The sequence below is a fragment of the Herbaspirillum sp. Her3 genome (assembly GCF_057961275.1).
The window spans coordinates 917,456-933,839 of sequence record NZ_CM176328.1 but is presented as its reverse complement, the minus strand read 5'-3'; the positions used below and the strand labels follow the sequence as shown (position 1 = coordinate 933,839).

At 64.8% G+C, this 16,384-nt stretch carries 18 protein-coding genes; 13 read left to right on the top strand and 5 right to left on the bottom strand.

Annotated features, from left to right (window positions below; all coding sequences use genetic code 11):
• Positions 1–76 precede the first annotated feature (76 nt).
• The 13 genes from paaY to ACVC5H_RS04245 all read left to right on the top strand — a co-directional run bounded on the left by paaY (position 77) and on the right by ACVC5H_RS04245 (position 12,448).
• Complete coding sequence (gene paaY, locus ACVC5H_RS04305; RefSeq protein WP_489621168.1) at positions 77–679, top strand: phenylacetic acid degradation protein PaaY; 603 nt, start codon at positions 77–79, stop codon at positions 677–679.
• 131 nt (positions 680–810) lie between these two features.
• Entirely contained in the window at positions 811–1,797 is a 987-nt protein-coding gene (gene paaA, locus ACVC5H_RS04300; RefSeq protein ID WP_489621167.1) for a 1,2-phenylacetyl-CoA epoxidase subunit PaaA, read from the top strand.
• Positions 1,798–1,890: 93 nt separating this feature from the next.
• Complete coding sequence (gene paaB, locus ACVC5H_RS04295; RefSeq protein ID WP_008332574.1) at positions 1,891–2,175, top strand: 1,2-phenylacetyl-CoA epoxidase subunit PaaB; 285 nt, start codon at positions 1,891–1,893, stop codon at positions 2,173–2,175.
• A 10-nt stretch (positions 2,176–2,185) separates the two neighbouring features.
• The gene (gene paaC / locus ACVC5H_RS04290) at positions 2,186–2,938 is read left to right on the top strand and encodes a 1,2-phenylacetyl-CoA epoxidase subunit PaaC (protein ID WP_489621166.1); all 753 of its coding nucleotides are present in this window, start codon (positions 2,186–2,188) and stop codon (positions 2,936–2,938) included.
• Positions 2,935–3,468 carry a 1,2-phenylacetyl-CoA epoxidase subunit PaaD gene (gene paaD, locus ACVC5H_RS04285; protein ID WP_489621165.1) on the top strand — a complete coding sequence of 178 codons (534 nt, stop codon included), beginning with the start codon at positions 2,935–2,937 and terminating at the stop codon, positions 3,466–3,468. Before paaC ends, paaD begins: the two co-directional genes overlap by 4 nt.
• A gap of 48 nt (positions 3,469–3,516) precedes the next feature.
• Positions 3,517–4,587, top strand: a complete 1,071-nt coding sequence (paaE, locus tag ACVC5H_RS04280; protein WP_489621164.1) for a 1,2-phenylacetyl-CoA epoxidase subunit PaaE — start codon at positions 3,517–3,519, stop codon at positions 4,585–4,587.
• A 2-nt stretch (positions 4,588–4,589) separates the two neighbouring features.
• Complete coding sequence (paaG, locus tag ACVC5H_RS04275; RefSeq protein ID WP_489621163.1) at positions 4,590–5,381, top strand: 2-(1,2-epoxy-1,2-dihydrophenyl)acetyl-CoA isomerase PaaG; 792 nt, start codon at positions 4,590–4,592, stop codon at positions 5,379–5,381.
• Position 5,382: 1 nt separating this feature from the next.
• Positions 5,383–6,921: a 3-hydroxyacyl-CoA dehydrogenase gene (locus ACVC5H_RS04270; RefSeq protein WP_489621162.1), complete on the top strand. Its 1,539-nt coding sequence runs from the start codon at positions 5,383–5,385 to the stop codon at positions 6,919–6,921.
• The gene (gene paaI / locus ACVC5H_RS04265; RefSeq protein ID WP_489621161.1) at positions 6,914–7,390 is read left to right on the top strand and encodes a hydroxyphenylacetyl-CoA thioesterase PaaI; all 477 of its coding nucleotides are present in this window, start codon (positions 6,914–6,916) and stop codon (positions 7,388–7,390) included. Before ACVC5H_RS04270 ends, paaI begins: the two co-directional genes overlap by 8 nt.
• A gap of 49 nt (positions 7,391–7,439) precedes the next feature.
• The gene (gene paaK / locus ACVC5H_RS04260; protein WP_489621160.1) at positions 7,440–8,780 is read left to right on the top strand and encodes a phenylacetate--CoA ligase PaaK; all 1,341 of its coding nucleotides are present in this window, start codon (positions 7,440–7,442) and stop codon (positions 8,778–8,780) included.
• A gap of 41 nt (positions 8,781–8,821) precedes the next feature.
• Entirely contained in the window at positions 8,822–10,027 is a 1,206-nt protein-coding gene (pcaF, locus tag ACVC5H_RS04255) for a 3-oxoadipyl-CoA thiolase (RefSeq protein ID WP_489621159.1), read from the top strand.
• A 197-nt stretch (positions 10,028–10,224) separates the two neighbouring features.
• Positions 10,225–11,124 (top strand): class I SAM-dependent methyltransferase, encoded by a 900-nt coding sequence (locus tag ACVC5H_RS04250; RefSeq protein WP_489621158.1) that lies wholly within the window; start codon positions 10,225–10,227, stop codon positions 11,122–11,124.
• A gap of 211 nt (positions 11,125–11,335) precedes the next feature.
• Complete coding sequence (locus tag ACVC5H_RS04245; RefSeq protein ID WP_489621157.1) at positions 11,336–12,448, top strand: DUF484 family protein; 1,113 nt, start codon at positions 11,336–11,338, stop codon at positions 12,446–12,448.
• On the opposite strand, the gene ACVC5H_RS04240 is transcribed toward ACVC5H_RS04245, so the two are convergent.
• The 5 genes from ACVC5H_RS04240 to ACVC5H_RS04220 all read right to left on the bottom strand — a co-directional run bounded on the left by ACVC5H_RS04240 (position 12,449) and on the right by ACVC5H_RS04220 (position 16,372).
• Positions 12,449–13,336 (bottom strand): DMT family transporter, encoded by an 888-nt coding sequence (locus ACVC5H_RS04240; RefSeq protein WP_489621156.1) that lies wholly within the window; start codon positions 13,334–13,336, stop codon positions 12,449–12,451.
• 141 nt (positions 13,337–13,477) lie between these two features.
• Positions 13,478–13,738, bottom strand: a complete 261-nt coding sequence (locus ACVC5H_RS04235) for a YfhL family 4Fe-4S dicluster ferredoxin (protein WP_489621155.1) — start codon at positions 13,736–13,738, stop codon at positions 13,478–13,480.
• Between the two features lie 68 nt (positions 13,739–13,806).
• A complete protein-coding gene (gene coaD, locus ACVC5H_RS04230; protein WP_006461533.1) occupies positions 13,807–14,289 on the bottom strand; it encodes a pantetheine-phosphate adenylyltransferase in 483 nt (160 codons plus the stop codon).
• A 36-nt stretch (positions 14,290–14,325) separates the two neighbouring features.
• A complete protein-coding gene (rsmD, locus tag ACVC5H_RS04225) occupies positions 14,326–14,994 on the bottom strand; it encodes a 16S rRNA (guanine(966)-N(2))-methyltransferase RsmD (protein WP_489621154.1) in 669 nt (222 codons plus the stop codon).
• 55 nt (positions 14,995–15,049) lie between these two features.
• Positions 15,050–16,372, bottom strand: coding sequence for a M16 family metallopeptidase (locus ACVC5H_RS04220; protein WP_489621153.1), 1,323 nt, complete (start codon positions 16,370–16,372; stop codon positions 15,050–15,052).
• Positions 16,373–16,384 lie beyond the last annotated feature (12 nt).

Sequence of the window (16,384 nt, the reverse complement as noted above, 5' to 3'; positions counted from 1 at the left end):
ATTATTATTCCTCAAAAAACAGCGGCAAGCAAATGGTTTTTCCGCGCAGCCGGAAGAGCCGGCAAAGGAGACAGCAATGCCTTGTTATTCGTTGGAAGGCGTGATTCCGGTGGTCGATGCGACTGCCTACGTGCATCCCACGGCGGTGCTGATCGGCGACGTCATCGTCGGTCCCGGTTGCTATATCGGCCCGGCTGCCTGCCTGCGCGGCGACTTCGGCCGCATCGTGCTGGAGCGTGGTGCCAATGTGCAGGACACCTGCGTGATCCATGGTTTCCCCGGCCACGCGACGGTGGTGGAAGAAAACGGCCACATCGGCCACGGCGCCGTGCTGCACAGCTGCACCGTCAGGCGCGATGCGCTGGTGGGGATGAATGCGGTGGTGATGGATGAGGCGGTGGTGGGTGAACAGGCCATCGTGGCGGCCTGCGCCTTCGTGCGCGCCGGCATGCAGATTGCCCCGCGCACCCTGGTGGCGGGCTTGCCGGCCAAGGTCGTGCGCGAATTGTCGGCAGAAGAAATGGCCTGGAAACAGGAAGGCACCCGCACCTATCACGACCTGGCCCGGCGCAGCCTGCACAGCCTGCGCGAGGTCAGCCCCTTGCGCGAGATCGAGGCCGACCGGCCATCGCTGGCCGCGCCCATGGTCGAGCCGCTGATTGCGGCCAAGCGGGCTTAGCAGCGGACTTAGCAACAAGCGTTACCAGTTTTCCAGTTTTGTGATTTCAGTTTCAAGCACCCGAAGCGGGCCAAGCGGCCAGGACCTCGTTCGTCCATCGTCCGGCGTGCCATTTTTCATGGAGAAGCACCATGTATGCACAACTCGTAGAAACCGGACTGTCCAAGGTGCGCAGCATCGAGGACATGTCCCCCGAAGAGCAAGCCTTCCAGGCACGCATCGATGCAGGCGTGAAGATCGAACCCAAGGACTGGATGCCCGAGGCCTACCGCAAGACGCTGGTACGCCAGATCTCGCAACACGCCCACTCGGAAATCGTCGGCCAGCTGCCCGAGGGCAACTGGGTGACGCGCGCCCCCACGCTGGAACGCAAGGCCATCCTGCTGGCCAAGATCCAGGACGAGGCCGGCCATGGCCTGTATCTCTACAGCGCGGCTGAAACCCTGGGCGTATCGCGCGATGACCTGCTGGCCGAGCTGCATGCGGGGCGCGCCAAGTATTCCAGCATCTTCAACTATCCCGCCATCAGCTGGGCCGACATGGGCGCCATCGGCTGGCTGGTGGATGGCTCGGCCATCATCAACCAGATCCCGCTGTGCCGCTGTTCCTTCGGGCCCTACTCGCGCGCCATGGTGCGCGTGTGCAAGGAAGAGTCCTTCCATGCCCGCCAGGGCTACGACATCATGCTGGCGCTGTGCCGTGGCACGCCGGAGCAAAAGCAGATGGCGCAGGATGCCCTGAACCGCTGGTGGTGGCCGGCGCTGATGATGTTCGGGCCGTCGGACGCCGATTCGGTCAACAGTGCCCAATCGATGCAATGGCGCATCAAGCTGTTCTCCAACGATGAACTGCGCCAGCGCATGGTGGACCAGACCATCCCGCAGATCGAATACCTGGGCCTGACCGTGCCCGACCCCGACCTGAAGTGGAATGCCGAACGCGGCCGCTACGACTTCGGTGCCATCGACTGGGACGAATTCAACAACGTGGTGCGCGGCAACGGCCCCTGCAACCGCGAACGCCTGGCCACCCGCAAGAAGGCCTATGACGACGGTGCCTGGTTCCGCGATGCGCTGGTGGCGCATGCCGACAAGCGCGCCGCGCGCAAGGCGGCCTGAGCCGTCGACACGCATTTTCTGAATCACTTCATCTCACAACCATGCCAGTGGCCGCCAGCCAAGCACGGTGGCCCGCCAACAAGGAAACGCATCATGAGCAAGGAATGGCCTCTCTGGGAAGTCTTCATCCGCAGCCAGCACGGTCTGGCCCATAAACACGTCGGCAGCCTGCATGCCCCCGATGGCGAGATGGCCATCAACAATGCCCGCGATGTCTACACCCGCCGCAACGAAGGCGTGGGCATCTGGGTAGTGCGTGCGGCCGATATCGTCTCCTCCAGCCCCGGTGACAAGGCGCCGCTGTTCGAACCGGCCAACAGCAAGGTCTATCGCCATCCGACCTTCTTTCCCATGCCGGCTGAGCTGAAGAACCTGTAAGAGGCGCACCATGACCGACAAAACCGATTACGTGCGACGCCTGGGCGACAACGTCCTGGTGCTCTCGCAACGTCTCTCCGAATGGTGCGGCAAGGGGCCGGCGCTCGAAGAAGACATGGCCTTGATCAACGTCTCGCTGGACCTGATCGGCCAGGCCCGCCTGTGGCTGGCCTACGCCGCCGAACTGGAGGGTGCGGGCCGCAACGAAGACCAGCTGGCCTTCCTGCGCGATGCCCACCAGTTCCACAACCTGCTGCTGGTGGAGCTGCCCAATGGCAGCTATGCCCACACGCTGGCACGCCAGTTCCTCTTCGACGTGTGGCATTACTTCCTGCTGGAAGGCCTGTGCGAAAGCCGCGATGAGCGCATCGCCGAGATCGCCCACAAATGCCTCAAGGAAGTCACCTATCACGTGCGCCGCAGCACCGACCTGCTGATCCGGCTGGGCGACGGCACCGAGGAAAGCCATCGCCGCATGCAGGACGCCATCGATGCGCTGTGGATGTACACCGGCGAACTGTTCGCCGCCGACGCGCTGGATCAGGTCATGCAGGCCAATGGCCTCGCGCCGGACCTCGGAGAGCTGCAGCAGAAGTGGCAGCAGCACGTCGTCGACGTGATGGGCGAGGCCACGCTGCACCTGCCTGCTGCCGGCCTGTGGATGCAGAGCGGCGGCAAGGCCGGCCGGCATACCGAGCACCTGGGCTACCTGCTGGCGGAGATGCAGTTCCTGCAGCGCACCTATCCGGGAGCGAACTGGTGAGCGAGCTCACTGCTCCCGCGCCGGCGCTGCAGGCGCAGATCTGGGCATGGCTGGAAGCCATCCCCGATCCGGAGATCCCGGTCATCTCGGTGGTGGACCTGGGCATCGTGCGCGAGGTCGAGGTGTCCGATGAGGATGCCGGGACCGCGCGCTGCACGGTGGTGATCACGCCGACCTACTCGGGTTGCCCGGCCATGGGCGTCATCGCGCAGGAGATCCGCGCTGCACTCAGGCAGCACGGACTGGCCGAGGTGGCCATCCGCACGCAACTGGCACCGGCCTGGAACACCGACTGGATGAGCGAGAAAGGCCGCCGCAACCTGCAGCAATACGGCATTGCACCACCGGCGCAGCAGGTCATCGACATCCGCGGCATCAGCATCAGACGCCAGGCCGCGCCCCAGGTGCAATGCCCGCATTGCGGTTCGATGCAGACGGTGTGCGTGAGCCAGTTCGGTTCCACCTCCTGCAAGGCGCTGTACCAGTGCAAGGACTGCCGCGAGCCGTTCGATTATTTCAAGGCGCATTAAGCCACACATTAAGCCGCGTTTAATGCCCCAGAACCAAGGCACAACATCATGAGCAAATTCTATCCACTGACCATCTCGGGCGTGAAACAGGAAACGCGCGATACCATCGTGGTCTCCTTCGCCGTCCCGCCCGAGCTGCAGGACACCTTCACCTATGAGCAGGGCCAGCACCTGACGCTGCGCTCGCAGTTGCAGGGCGAGGAACTGCGCCGTTCCTATTCGATCTGCTCGGCGCGCCAGGACAAGCAGTTGCGGGTCGCCATCAAGCGCGTGCCCGGTGGCCTCTTCTCGAACTGGGCCAATGAATCCTTTGCACCGGGCCAGCGCATCGAAGCGATGCCGCCCATGGGCCATTTCAACGTGCCGCTGGACGCCGCCAACCGCAAGCACTACCTGGCCTTCGCGGCCGGCAGCGGCATCACGCCGATGCTGTCGATCATCAAGACCACGCTGCTGGCCGAGCCGCATAGCCAGTTCACGCTGGTCTATGCCAACCGCGCCTCGTCCTCGGTGATCTTCAAGGAAGAGCTCACCGACCTGAAGGATGCCTACCTCGAACGCTTCAACGTGGTCTACGTGATGAGCCGCGAACAGCAGGACGTGGAATTGTTCAACGGCCGCATTGACCGCGCCAAGTGCGATGCCTTCTTCGCTTCCTGGATCAATCTCAAGGACATCGATTCCGCCTTCCTGTGCGGTCCGGAAGAGATGGTGCAGGCGGTGTCCGAATCGCTGCAGGCGCATGGCATGTCCAAGGCGCAGATCAAGACCGAACTGTTCGCCGCCAGCACACCGGCGCGCGAGCACGTATCGCGCCCGGTGGTGGGCAAGAAGGAATGCGAAGTCACCGTGATCGTCGATGGTTATCACAACGTCTTCACCATGGACAAGGAAAAGGAATCGGTGCTCGATGCGGGACTGAAGCACGGCATCGACCTGCGCTATTCCTGCAAGGGCGGCGTGTGCGCTACCTGCCGCTGCAAGGTGGTCGAGGGCAAGGTGGACATGGATACCAACTACGCGCTGGAAGACTACGAGATCGCGCGCGGCTTCGTGCTGAGCTGCCAGTCCTTCCCGGTGAGCGACAAGCTGCTGCTGGACTTCGACCAGGACAACTGACCATGGGCTACCAATCCATCCTCTTCGAGAACCATGACGGCGTGGCCGTCGTCACCCTCAACCGCCCCGACAAGCTCAACAGCTTCACGGTGGCCATGCATCTGGAATTGCGCGAGGCCATCGCCACCCTGCAAGCCGACCCCACGGTACGCGTGCTGCTGCTCACAGGCGCCGGACGCGGCTTCTGCGCCGGCCAGGACCTGGGCGACCGCGCCGTCAAACCCGGCGACGATGCGGTGGACCTGGGCGAATCCGTCGACAAGTACTACGGCCCGCTGGTGAAGTCGCTGCGCGCACTGCCCTTCCCGGTGATCTGCGCGGTCAATGGCGTGGCCGCAGGCGCGGGCGCCAACCTGCCGCTGGCCTGCGACATCGTGCTGGCAGCTCGGTCAGCCAGCTTCGTGGAAGTGTTCTGCAAACTGGGGCTGATCCCCGACACCGGTGGCACCTACTTCCTGCCGCGCCTGGTCGGCACGGCGCGCGCCATGGGCATGGCGCTGCTGGGCGAGAAGATCAGCGCCGAACAGGCCGAGCGCTGGGGCCTGATCTGGAAATGCATCGATGACGACAAGCTGATGGAAGAAGCCCGCGCCATGGCCGCACACTTCGCCTGCGCTCCGACCAAGGGTCTGGCCGCGACCAAGGCCACGCTGTACGCCAGCCCGGCGCATACGCTGAGCGAGCAGCTGGACCTGGAACGCGACACCATGCGCGCACTCGGCCACAGCCGCGATTACCGCGAGGGCGTGACCGCCTTCCTGGAAAAGCGCACACCGCACTTCACGGGACAATGACATGAGCGCACTTGAGAACAGCCTCGCCCTGCCCGCCAGCGCTGCCGTGGCCATCATCGGCGCCGGCACCATGGGTGCAGGTATCGCCCAGGTGGCGGCCATGGCCGGCCATCCGGTGCAACTCTACGACAGCCGCGAAGGCGCCGCCGCCAAGGCGATCAGCGAGATCCGCGCCAGCCTCGACAAACTGGCCAACAAGGAGAAAATCCCCTCGCAACTGGCTCAGGACGCCAGCGGCCGACTCGCGGTCGCCGGCACCTTGCAAGACCTGCGCGGCGCGCGCCTGGTGGTGGAGGCCATCGTCGAGCAACTGGCGGCCAAGCAGGAATTGTTCGGCAAGATGGAAGCCATCGTCGATGCGCAATGCATCCTGGCCAGCAATACCTCCTCGATCTCGATCACCCACATTGGCGCCGCGCTGCGCCACCCCGAGCGCCTGGTGGGCATGCATTTCTTCAACCCGGTGCCGCAGATGGGGCTGGTGGAAATCATCCGTGGCCTGGCCAGCGATGCGGCCGTGGTGCAATGCCTGCACGATACCGCACGCGCCTGGGGCAAGGTGCCGGTGGTAGCCCGCTCGACACCGGGTTTCATCGTCAATCGCCTGGCCCGGCCCTACTACGCCGAAGCCCTGCGCGTGCTGCATGAGTGCGGCGCCCAGCCGGCCACCATCGATGCCGTCATGCGCGAAGCCGGGGGCTTTCGCATGGGTCCCTTCGAGCTGATGGACCTGATCGGGCATGACGTCAATTTCACGGTGACGCAATCGGTGTTCCAGGCCTACTTCAACGATCCGCGCTTCACGCCCTCGCTGATCCAGCAGGAGCTGGTGCACGCCGGCCACCTGGGCCGCAAGAACGGGCGCGGCTTCTATCGCTACGGCAGCGGCGCCGAGCTGCCCCAGCCCGCGACCGAGCCGCCGTTCGATCCGCCCACGGTGCCGTTGCAATTGTTCGGCACGCATCCGCTGGTGGAAGTGGTGCGCGCACGCTACCAGGGCCGGGTGGAATATTGCGCCCCGCGTGCCGACCATCTGCTGATGAAGGCCGGTCCCGCCCGCGTCTACCTGACCGAAGGCCGTACCGCGACCCAGCAATCCTACGACTACAACATGCCCGACGTGGTGCTGGTGGACCTGGCGCTGGACTATGCCCGGGCCACCCGCCTGGGAATCACCCGCGCCGACCAGTGCCGCGACCGCGCCTACGAGGTGGCTGCGGGCGTACTGCAATCCTGCGGCTTTGCACTCTCGCCGATGGAGGACGTGCCGGGCATGGTGGTCATGCGCACCGTCTGCATGCTGATCAATGAAGCCGCCGATGCGGTCAACCAGGGTGTCTGCAGCAAGGCCGACGCCGACCTGGCCATGCAGAAGGGCGTCAACTATCCGCGCGGTCCGCTGGCCTGGGCCGATGCCATCGGCGTCAATACGGTTGCCGACGTGTTGCGCCAGCTCGGTGCCACCTATGGCGAGGACCGCTATCGGCTCTCGCCCCTGCTGCAACGACTGCAAGCTTCCGGGAGGAAATTCCATGAATGAGGCCGCACTGTCTTTCCCATCAAACGAGATGGACCCGCAAGCCCTGGCCGAAGCCACGGTGCAGGCGATGTACCCGCGCGACAACGCTTCCCAGGCACTGGGGATGAAGATCCTCGACATCGGCCCGGGCCGCGCGCGCATGAGCATGCTGGTGCGCAGCGACATGCTCAATGGCCATGCCACCTGCCACGGCGGTTTCATCTTTGCGCTGGCCGACAGCACCTTTGCATTTGCCTGCAACAGCCGTAACCTGAGCACGGTGGCATCGGGGTGCAGCATTGATTACGTGGCGCCGGCCGTGCGCAACGACGTCCTGACGGCCGAGGCACAGGAACGCACATTGGCCGGCCGTACCGGGGTCTACGACATCACCGTGAGCAACCAGGACGGCAAGATCATCGCGCTGTTCCGGGGCAAGTCCTATCGCATCCGGGGCGAGGTGATCAACGGCCTGCAGGCCGCGCAGTGAGCACACCGCAACAACAAGAACACAAACACCAACACAGAGAGGAGACACCATGACCACCCGCACTCCACAGCCCGGCGATCTGGAGCCCATCGAAACCGCCAGCCGCGACGAACTGCAGGCGCTGCAACTGCAACGCCTGAAATGGTCCTTGCAGCATGCCTATGACAACGTACCGCACTACCGCAACGCCTTCGACCAGGCGGGCGTGCATCCGGACGATTTGAAGAGCCTGGCGGACCTGGCCAGATTCCCCTTCACCACCAAGCAGGACCTGCGCGACCACTATCCCTTCGGACTCTTTGCCGTACCGCGCGAACAGGTGGTGCGGGTGCATGCGTCCAGCGGCACCACCGGCAAGCCGACCGTAGTGGGCTATACGCGGAAGGACATCGACACCTGGGCCACGGTAGTGGCGCGCTCCATTCGCGCAGCCGGTGGACGGCGCGGTGACATCGTGCAGATTTCCTATGGTTACGGGCTCTTCACGGGCGGGCTGGGTGCGCACTATGGTGCCGAAAAACTGGGCTGCACCGTCATTCCCATGTCGGGCGGGCAGACCGAGAAACAGGTGCAGCTCATTCGCGATTTCAAGCCCGGCATCATCATGGTCACGCCTTCCTACATGCTCAACGTGATCGAGGAATTCCAGCGCCAGGGACTGGACCCGGCGGCCAGTTCGCTCAAGGTCGGCATCTTCGGCGCCGAGCCCTGGACCGACGCCATGCGCGGCGAGATCCAGCAGCGCGCCGGCATCGATGCGGTGGACATCTATGGCCTGTCCGAAGTGATGGGGCCGGGTGTGGCCAGCGAATGCATCGAGAGCAAGGATGGCCCGGTGATCTGGGAAGACCATTTCTATCCCGAGATCATCGATCCCGATACCGGCGAAGTGTTGCCCGATGGCGCCGAGGGCGAACTGGTCTTTACCTCGCTGACCAAGGAAGCGCTGCCGATGATCCGCTACCGTACCCGCGACCTCACGCGCCTCCTGCCGCCGACCTCGCGCTCCATGCGCCGCATCGGCAAGATCACCGGGCGCTCGGATGACATGCTCATCATCCGGGGGGTGAACGTCTTCCCCACCCAGATCGAGGAACTGATCCTGAAGCTGCCGCAACTGGCCCCGCAATACCAGTTGCAGATCGAACGCCACGGCCACATGGACAGCATGTGCGTCTTCGCCGAACTGCGCGAGGATGCCTCCACCGAACACGTGGAGGCGCTGGAGAAGGAACTGCAGCACAGCATCAAGACCTATGTGGGCATCTCCACCAAGGTGACGGTGGTGCCGGCCGGGATGATCGAGCGCACCTCCGTGGGCAAGGCCAAACGGGTCATCGACCATCGCAAGAAGGCCGACAGCGCCGTCGCGTCGGCCCTCCCGGCCTGATGCACGGCCCGCAAACCCTTGATCCTGGAAGAAAGAGACCTATGCAAGCATTGATCTGTGACGCCATCCGCACACCGTTCGGCCGCTACGGTGGCGCCCTGGGCGCGGTGCGCGCCGACGACCTGGCCGCCGCGCCCATCCGCAGCCTGATGCAGCGCAACCCCGGCGTGGACTGGAGTCGCGTGGACGACATCCTCTACGGCTGCGCCAACCAGGCCGGTGAAGACAACCGCAACGTGGCGCGCATGGCGGGCCTGCTGGCGGGCCTGCCCATCGGGGTGCCGGGCACTACCCTGAACCGCCTGTGCGGCTCCAGCCTGGATGCGGTAGGCATGGCCGCGCGCGCCGTCAGGTCGGGCGAAGTGCAACTGGTGATTGCCGGGGGTGTGGAGAGCATGACGCGCGCACCCTTCGTGATGGGCAAGGCGGAGTCGGCCTTTGCGCGCAGTGCGGCGATCTTCGATACCACCATCGGCTGGCGCTTCGTCAATCCGCTGATGAAGGCGCAATACGGCATCGACTCCATGCCCGAGACAGCCGAGAACGTGGCTACCGAGTTCGGCATCAACCGCGCCGACCAGGATGCCTTCGCCCTGCGCAGCCAGCAGCGCTGGGCTGCGGCGCAGGCGGCGGGCTTTTTTGCGAACGAAATCGCGCCGCTGGCGATCCCGCAGAAAAAGGGCGATCCGCTCATCGTCACTACCGACGAACATCCGCGCCCGGACACCACCCTGGCCACGCTGGCCAAGCTCAAGGGCGTGGTGCGGCCCGATGGTACGGTCACTGCCGGCAATGCCTCCGGCGTCAATGACGGTGCCTGTGCCTTGCTGCTGGCTTCGCCGCAGGCCGCCGACCTGTATCGTTTGAAGCCCCGTGCCAGCGTGCTGGGCATGGCCACGGCCGGGGTGGCGCCGCGCATCATGGGTTTCGGCCCGGCACCGGCAGCGCGCAAGGTGCTGGCCCAGGTGGGCCTGACGCTGGCGCAGATGGACGTGATCGAATTAAACGAAGCCTTTGCCGCGCAGGGGCTGGCCGTCATGCGCGAGCTCGGCCTGCCGGACGATGCGGCGCACGTCAATCCGAATGGCGGCGCCATTGCCATCGGCCATCCGCTGGGCGCGTCCGGCGCACGGCTGGTGACCACGGCCCTCAACCAGCTGGAGCGCAGCGGTGGCCGCTATGCGCTGTGCACCATGTGCATCGGCGTGGGCCAGGGTATTGCGTTGGTGATCGAACGGGTGGCATAAGGCGGGCGAGCCTGCTGCCTGCGGCGATATTTGCCGACAGGCAACAAGCTCGCGTCCGGCGCTGCACTTCACGAGGTTGACATCGGGATCGGGTAAAATGCCCGGCCACGGCAGGCTTTCGCCGAGCTTGCGCTCGCCGCCCTGCCCCGAGTCCAACCCGCCGGCCCCTGCGCCGGCCCCTTCGCCAGTGCAGCACCATGAGCAAGCAATCCCCCAACGCCTCCGGACGCCAGCAGCGCCCGGGCAAACCCGCCGCAGAGAGCGCCGCGCAGGCACATGAAATCCGGCCCGGCCAGTCCATCGAGCTGTTGAAGGAACTGCACATCCTCACCCGCGACGGCAAGCTGAACCAGGACAGCCGCCGCAAGTTGAAGCAGGTCTATCACCTCTACCAGTTCATCGAACCGCTGCTGCAGGAAGTGCTGGACGATCATCCCGACGTGAGCCTGGTGGATCATGGCGCGGGCAAGTCCTATCTCGGTTTCATCCTCTACGACCTGTTCTTCAAGGGCCTGGCCGGTGCGCCGCGCATCTACGGCATCGAGACCCGCGAAGAGCTGGTGCGCAAGTCCGAAGAACTGGCCGCGCGCCTGGGCTTTGGCGGCATGTCCTTCCTCAACCTGTCGGTGGCCGACTCGATCACCTCGCCCGAGCTGCCGGAAAAGATCGATGTGGTCACCGCACTGCATGCCTGCGATACCGCCACCGATGACGCCATCCATTTCGCCCTGGCCAAACAGGCGCGTTTCATCGTGCTGGTGCCGTGCTGCCAGGCCGAAGTGGCCTCGGTCCTGAACCGCAACAAGGGCAAGTCGCTGGCCAATTCGCTCACCGAGATCTGGCGCCATCCACTGCACACGCGCGAATTCGGCAGCCAGGTCACCAATGTGCTGCGCTGCCTGCAACTGGAGGCGCACGGCTACAAGGTCAGCGTGACCGAGCTGGTGGGCTGGGAACATTCGATGAAAAACGAACTGATCGTCGCGCAATACCGCGACCTGCCGCGCCGCCGTCCGGCCGAGCGCCTGCAGGAGGTGCTGCGCACGCTGGGGCTGGAAGAAATGGGCGAACGCTTCTTCGCCCCGCAGGCCGCATAAGGGCCGCAAGCAAGCGCGGGAACGCTTCTTGCAGCGCATCGGGGACAAGGCGGGAAGGCTTCATTTACCGCCGTGCTTGCCGATAACATGGGATCGGACACGGCAGCACCAGCAGTCAGGCCGCACGCTACCCGCGTGGCAGGCCGAACGGAGACCGGGCGACCGGTTTGGGCAAGGGGCCGGCGACACGCCGGAAAATGCAGACGAGCACATGAGAGCCACCATCGATATGGAATCGCTGATTGCCGACAACGCGCAACTGAGAAGCGAACTGAAGGATCTGCTGCAGCAGGCGCACATCAACCAGTCCATCATCGAGCGCCACCAGGCCTTCGACCTGAAACTGATCGGCGCCAGCGAATTCCGCGAACTGATCGACGTCATCCTGACCGTGATGCCGGGCGTGTTCAGCCTGGAGACGGTGACGCTTTCCCTGATCGATGGCGACTACGCGATCCAGCGCATCCTGCGCGACCTGCAGATCGGGGTCAACGAATTCCCCAAGCTGCTGTTCCTGAAAGACCCGCTGCACTTCATCGATGAAGAAGGTCCGCTGTCGGCCGAAAAGCCGCGCCTGGGCCAGTACGCGCCGGCCCTGCACGGGCCGCTGTTCCCGCATTACCAGCCGGTGAGCGTGGCGGTACTGCCGCTGGTGCGCCAGCACCGGCTGCTGGGCTACCTGTCCTTGGGCAGCGCCTATGGCGAGCGTTTTACGCGCTCGCTGGCCACCGATTTCATCCAGCGCCTGGCCACCGTCGCCGCGATCTGCCTGGAAAACGTCATCAACAACGAACGCCTGAAGCACATCGGCCTGACCGATCCGCTCACAGGCGTGAACAACCGCCGCTACATCGAGCAGCGCATGCAGGAAGAAGTGGCGCGCAGCCAGCGTGACCGCTCGGCCTTGTCTTGCCTGTTCATCGACATCGACCATTTCAAGCGCGTCAATGATCAGTTTGGCCACCAGAGCGGCGACGACGTGCTGCGCGAAGTGGCTGCCCGCATCAAGAAGGAATTGCGCCTGTCGGATGCGCTGGCGCGCTTCGGCGGAGAAGAATTCGTGGTGCTGCTCACGCACGCCACCCGCGACGATGCCGCGCGCATCGCCGAACGCATTCGCGCCGGCATCTGCAGCCGCGGGGTGATGATCGAAGGCTCGCGCGATCCGCTGCGTATCACGGCCTCCATCGGGGCGGCCTCGCTGTCGCCGCCCGAGCGCAGCCGCCCGGCCGTCGATGTCAAGCAAGCCATGCTCAAGGCGGCCGACCTGGCGCTCTACCAGGCCAAGCAGGGCGGGCGCAACCGGGTCATGCTGGCGGACTGATCAGGCCGGCTGCACTGCTGCCTGGCGATCCCGCACGATCCACGGCGCGGCGATGATGAGCACGCCGCCGATCAGGTCTTGCGGCCGCAATTCGGCCGCCCCCAGCATCCATGCAGAGAAGGTCGCCACCAGGATTTCTGCCAGCATGATGACGGCCGCGATGTTGGCCGGCAGGCGCGCCACGCCGTATTGCAGGCACAGGTTGGAGACCAGGAACAGTCCCGCCCACAGCGCCACCACCGGCCCGGCGGCCAGCGACACGGGCAGCGGCCAGGCAATCACGCCGCCTGCCGACAGGAGCACCCCCAAAAGGCTTGCCAGCAGGCCGCTACCGGCCAGCATGGCGACCGCCCGCGCACCGTCGGAGAGCCCCTGCATGCGGCGCAACAGCACGTTGGTCAGCGCAAAGAGCAGACCCGCCAACACCGCCATCCAGTCCGGCAGGCTCTGCGGCAACGGCAGGCCCAGGCGCGGCTGGTACAGCACGATGAAGGCGCCGCCCAGCCCCAGGGCCACGCGCGCCAGTGAACGCGGGGTGATGGCTTCGTGCAGCATCAGGCGCGCCAGGATCACGGTCCATACCGGCATCAGGTAGAACAGCAGGATCACCCGCACCACATCGCCATAGGCCACCGCCATGTTGAAGGAGCAATTGGTCAGGCCCGTGGCCAGCCCCACCCACAGCAGCGCCGGATGGCGCCACAACAGCGGCAGCTCGCGGTAGTGCCGGCTCAGCAACAGCAGCGCGCAGGTGCTGAAGATGGCGGCAGTGATCCAGACCGGGTGCAGGCCCATACCTTCCAGCGCGCGCGTGCCGGTCCAGGACAGGCCCCAGATGAACGTATTGAGCAGCAGTGCCGCTACGGCGGGCTTGGGGAGGTGGTGCATGTCTCGGTGAATGGAGGGGCGCCTGGCGCTGATATCAGTATTAATGCTGGCTTAATGCTCTGCACGCGAGCATTAACAAAATCAAAATGCCGTTCAGTGCAACACTGAACGGCATTTCCTGGCGATGTCGAACGAAAAGTGTCAGCTGCTCTTGGCCTCGGCCTGCAGGCGTTCGTACTTTTCCATCAACTGCTCACGGCTTTCGCGCCAGGCCGGGTTGAAGGGGATGCAGGCCACCGGGCAGACCTGCTGGCACTGCGGTTCCTCGAAATGGCCCACGCACTCGGTGCATTTGTCCGGATCGATCTCGTAGATCTGCGGCCCCATGTAAATGGCCTCGTTGGGGCATTCCGGTTCGCAGACGTCGCAGTTGATGCAATCGTCGGTAATCATCAGTGCCATTGCCGCACCTCGCTTGCTTGAAACATCATTGCCCTAGCTTTTGCTTCCCTTCCTGTACATCGCCGGCCTCATTGCTTGGCGATCTTTTCCTTGAGCCACTTCTCCACCGAGGGGAACACGAACTTGGAGACGTCGCCGCCCAGCTGGGCGATCTCGCGCACGATGGTGCCGGAGATGAACTGGTACTGGTCAGAGGGCGTCAGGAACAGGGTTTCGACGTCCGGCAGCAGGTAGCGGTTCATGCCGGCCATCTGGAATTCGTATTCGAAGTCCGAGACCGCGCGCAGGCCGCGCACGATGACGCGGGCATTGTTCTGGCGCACGAAATCCTTCAACAGGCCCGAAAAGCTTTCCACCTGGACGTTGGGATAGTGTCCCAGCACTTCATTGGCAATCGACAGGCGCTCTTCGAGCGAGAAAAAGGGCTTCTTGTTCTTGCTGTCGGCTACGCCCACGACCAGCTTGTCAAACAATCCGGATGCGCGGCGAACCAGGTCCTCGTGCCCACGCGTCAACGGATCGAAGGTCCCCGGATATACAGCTGTGACCATGGTGTCTCCTCACCGGCTATTGAATCAGAAGGCGCATTATGCCTCAATTTGGGCACTGCTTTTGCGTTGCAATAAATGATAGAAGACCATGCCGGCCTTGTCGGAGCGCACCACTTCCCAGGCTTGCATCCATTCGGGGGCGTCTTCTCCATCGAGCGCATATTCGGCTTCGGCATAGACCAGGCCGGAGGGACTGAGCAAAGGGATGCACGCAGGCAACACTTTCTCCAGCCAGCCCTGGTGGTAAGGCGGATCGATGAAGACCAGGCCAAAGCCGCCCGGCTCGCGCTGGGCGGCGTTCTGCACGGCAGCCAGGGCGTCGCCGCGGAGGATGGCCAGCGTGTCGGCTTTGAGCTTGTCGCGGTTGGCTTCCAACTGGCGTACGGCCGGGCCGCTGTGTTCCACCATCACCACGCGGCGTGCGCCACGGCTGGCGGCTTCGAAGCCGAGCGCACCGGAACCGGCGAACAGGTCAAGGCAGGCGACCTGGTCCCACTGCCCATCGATGAGATGGGTGATCCAGTTGAAGACGGTCTCGCGCACGCGGTCGGGCGTGGGGCGCAGGCCTTCGGCATCCAGCACCGGCAGCGGCGTGCGCTTCCACTGGCCGCCGATGATGCGCACCTGGTGCGGGCCACGGTTGACGGGCTTGGCCGGCTTGCCGCCGGGGGCGGGGCCGGATCGCGGGGGACTGCTCTTGCGCATGACTTTCCTTGCTGCGGGCGGCGCGGGGCCGCCGATGCCAAATGAGGTAAATAATTTACTCGGCGGTTTCGCCGACGATGACCGTCGACAATTCTTCCGGATGCACGTGCTTGCGGAAGGCCGCGCGTACGTCCTGCACGCTCACGGCGCGGATGCGTTCGATCCAGTGGTCGAGGTAATCCAGCGGCAGGCCGTAGAAGCCGATCACGGAGAGGTTTTCCAGCAGCTTGGCATTGCTGTCGATGCGCAGGGCGAAGCCACCGGCGAGGTTGTCCTTGGCGGCCTTCAGTTCGGCGGCTGTCGGTCCTTCCTGCAGGAATTTGTCCAGTGTGGCGCGGGTTACGCGCAGGGCTTCGGCGGTCTGCTCCTTCTTGGTCTGCAGGCCGATCTGGAAGGGACCGGGCTGGGCCAGCGGCGAGAAATAACTGTAGACGCTGTAGCTCAGGCCGCGCTTCTCGCGCACTTCATCGGTCAGGCGCGAGACGAAACCGCCACCGCCCAGCACGTAATTGCCCACGGTCAGCGCGAAGAAATCATTGTCGCCACGCTGGATGGCCGGCGCACCGATGAGGATGTGCGATTGCGAGGCCGGATGGGCGATACGCTGCTCCGCCCCCTTGGGCGCGGCGACCGGCGGCAGCGCCGGCAAGGCGGTGCCCTGCGGCAGGTCGCGCGTGAGTGCGCTGGCGATGGCGCGCGCCTGCGCTTCGGTGACGTCACCGATCAGGGCGATGACGGCGCGGTTGGCCACGTAGTGGGCACGATGGAAGGCCAGCAGGTCCTCGCGGGTGATGGCTTGCAGGCTGGCTTCGCTGGCCTCGACGGCATAGGGATGGCTGCCGTAGGCCGCCGCCATGAAGGCCTTTTCAGCGATGGCCTCGGGCTTGGTCAGCTCTTCCTTGAGGCTGGCGATGGCCAGCGCCCGGTCGCGCTCCAGGCCGGCCTGCGGGAAGGCGGGATGGGCCAGCATGCGGGCCAGCAAGCCCAGCGCGGCATCGCGTTCGGCAGGCGAGGACAAGGTGCGCAGGCTCACGCCGGCGCGGTCCTCGCCGGCACCGCCATGCTGCTGGGCCGCCACGTCGGCAAAGCCGTCGAGGATCTGGGCTTCGGTCAGTGCGGGCGCGCCGCTGGCGGCATCCACACCGCGCGTCAGGCTGGCCACGGTCAGTTCGGCCAGACCGGCCTTGGTGGCCGGGTCGCGGCGCTTGCCGGCATCGAACTGCACGCTCACGTCCAGCATGGGAATGGCATGGTTGGCCACGAACAGCACACGCGCGCCGTCGGGCTGGGTCCAGGACTGGATGGCCAGGGCCGCCGAAGCGGGCGCGCTGGCCAGGAAAGCCAGCGGGAGCAGCAGGAGAGGGAAGATTTTTTTCATGGAAAGCGAAGG

Bases quoted from the DNA above. Each gene is read 5' to 3' on its own strand.
- paaY (WP_489621168.1), top strand. From the start codon at position 77: ATGCCTTGTTATTCGTTGGAAGGCGTGATTCCGGTGGTCGATGCGACT.
- paaA (WP_489621167.1), top strand. From the start codon at position 811: ATGTATGCACAACTCGTAGAAACCGGACTGTCCAAGGTGCGCAGCATC.
- paaB (WP_008332574.1), top strand. From the start codon at position 1,891: ATGAGCAAGGAATGGCCTCTCTGGGAAGTCTTCATCCGCAGCCAGCAC.
- paaC (WP_489621166.1), top strand. From the start codon at position 2,186: ATGACCGACAAAACCGATTACGTGCGACGCCTGGGCGACAACGTCCTG.
- paaE (WP_489621164.1), top strand. From the start codon at position 3,517: ATGAGCAAATTCTATCCACTGACCATCTCGGGCGTGAAACAGGAAACG.
- paaG (WP_489621163.1), top strand. From the start codon at position 4,590: ATGGGCTACCAATCCATCCTCTTCGAGAACCATGACGGCGTGGCCGTC.
- ACVC5H_RS04270 (WP_489621162.1), top strand. From the start codon at position 5,383: ATGAGCGCACTTGAGAACAGCCTCGCCCTGCCCGCCAGCGCTGCCGTG.
- paaI (WP_489621161.1), top strand. From the start codon at position 6,914: ATGAATGAGGCCGCACTGTCTTTCCCATCAAACGAGATGGACCCGCAA.
- paaK (WP_489621160.1), top strand. From the start codon at position 7,440: ATGACCACCCGCACTCCACAGCCCGGCGATCTGGAGCCCATCGAAACC.
- pcaF (WP_489621159.1), top strand. From the start codon at position 8,822: ATGCAAGCATTGATCTGTGACGCCATCCGCACACCGTTCGGCCGCTAC.
- ACVC5H_RS04250 (WP_489621158.1), top strand. From the start codon at position 10,225: ATGAGCAAGCAATCCCCCAACGCCTCCGGACGCCAGCAGCGCCCGGGC.
- ACVC5H_RS04245 (WP_489621157.1), top strand. From the start codon at position 11,336: ATGAGAGCCACCATCGATATGGAATCGCTGATTGCCGACAACGCGCAA.
- ACVC5H_RS04240 (WP_489621156.1), bottom strand. From the start codon at position 13,336: ATGCACCACCTCCCCAAGCCCGCCGTAGCGGCACTGCTGCTCAATACG.
- ACVC5H_RS04235 (WP_489621155.1), bottom strand. From the start codon at position 13,738: ATGGCACTGATGATTACCGACGATTGCATCAACTGCGACGTCTGCGAA.
- coaD (WP_006461533.1), bottom strand. From the start codon at position 14,289: ATGGTCACAGCTGTATATCCGGGGACCTTCGATCCGTTGACGCGTGGG.
- rsmD (WP_489621154.1), bottom strand. From the start codon at position 14,994: ATGCGCAAGAGCAGTCCCCCGCGATCCGGCCCCGCCCCCGGCGGCAAG.
- ACVC5H_RS04220 (WP_489621153.1), bottom strand. From the start codon at position 16,372: ATGAAAAAAATCTTCCCTCTCCTGCTGCTCCCGCTGGCTTTCCTGGCC.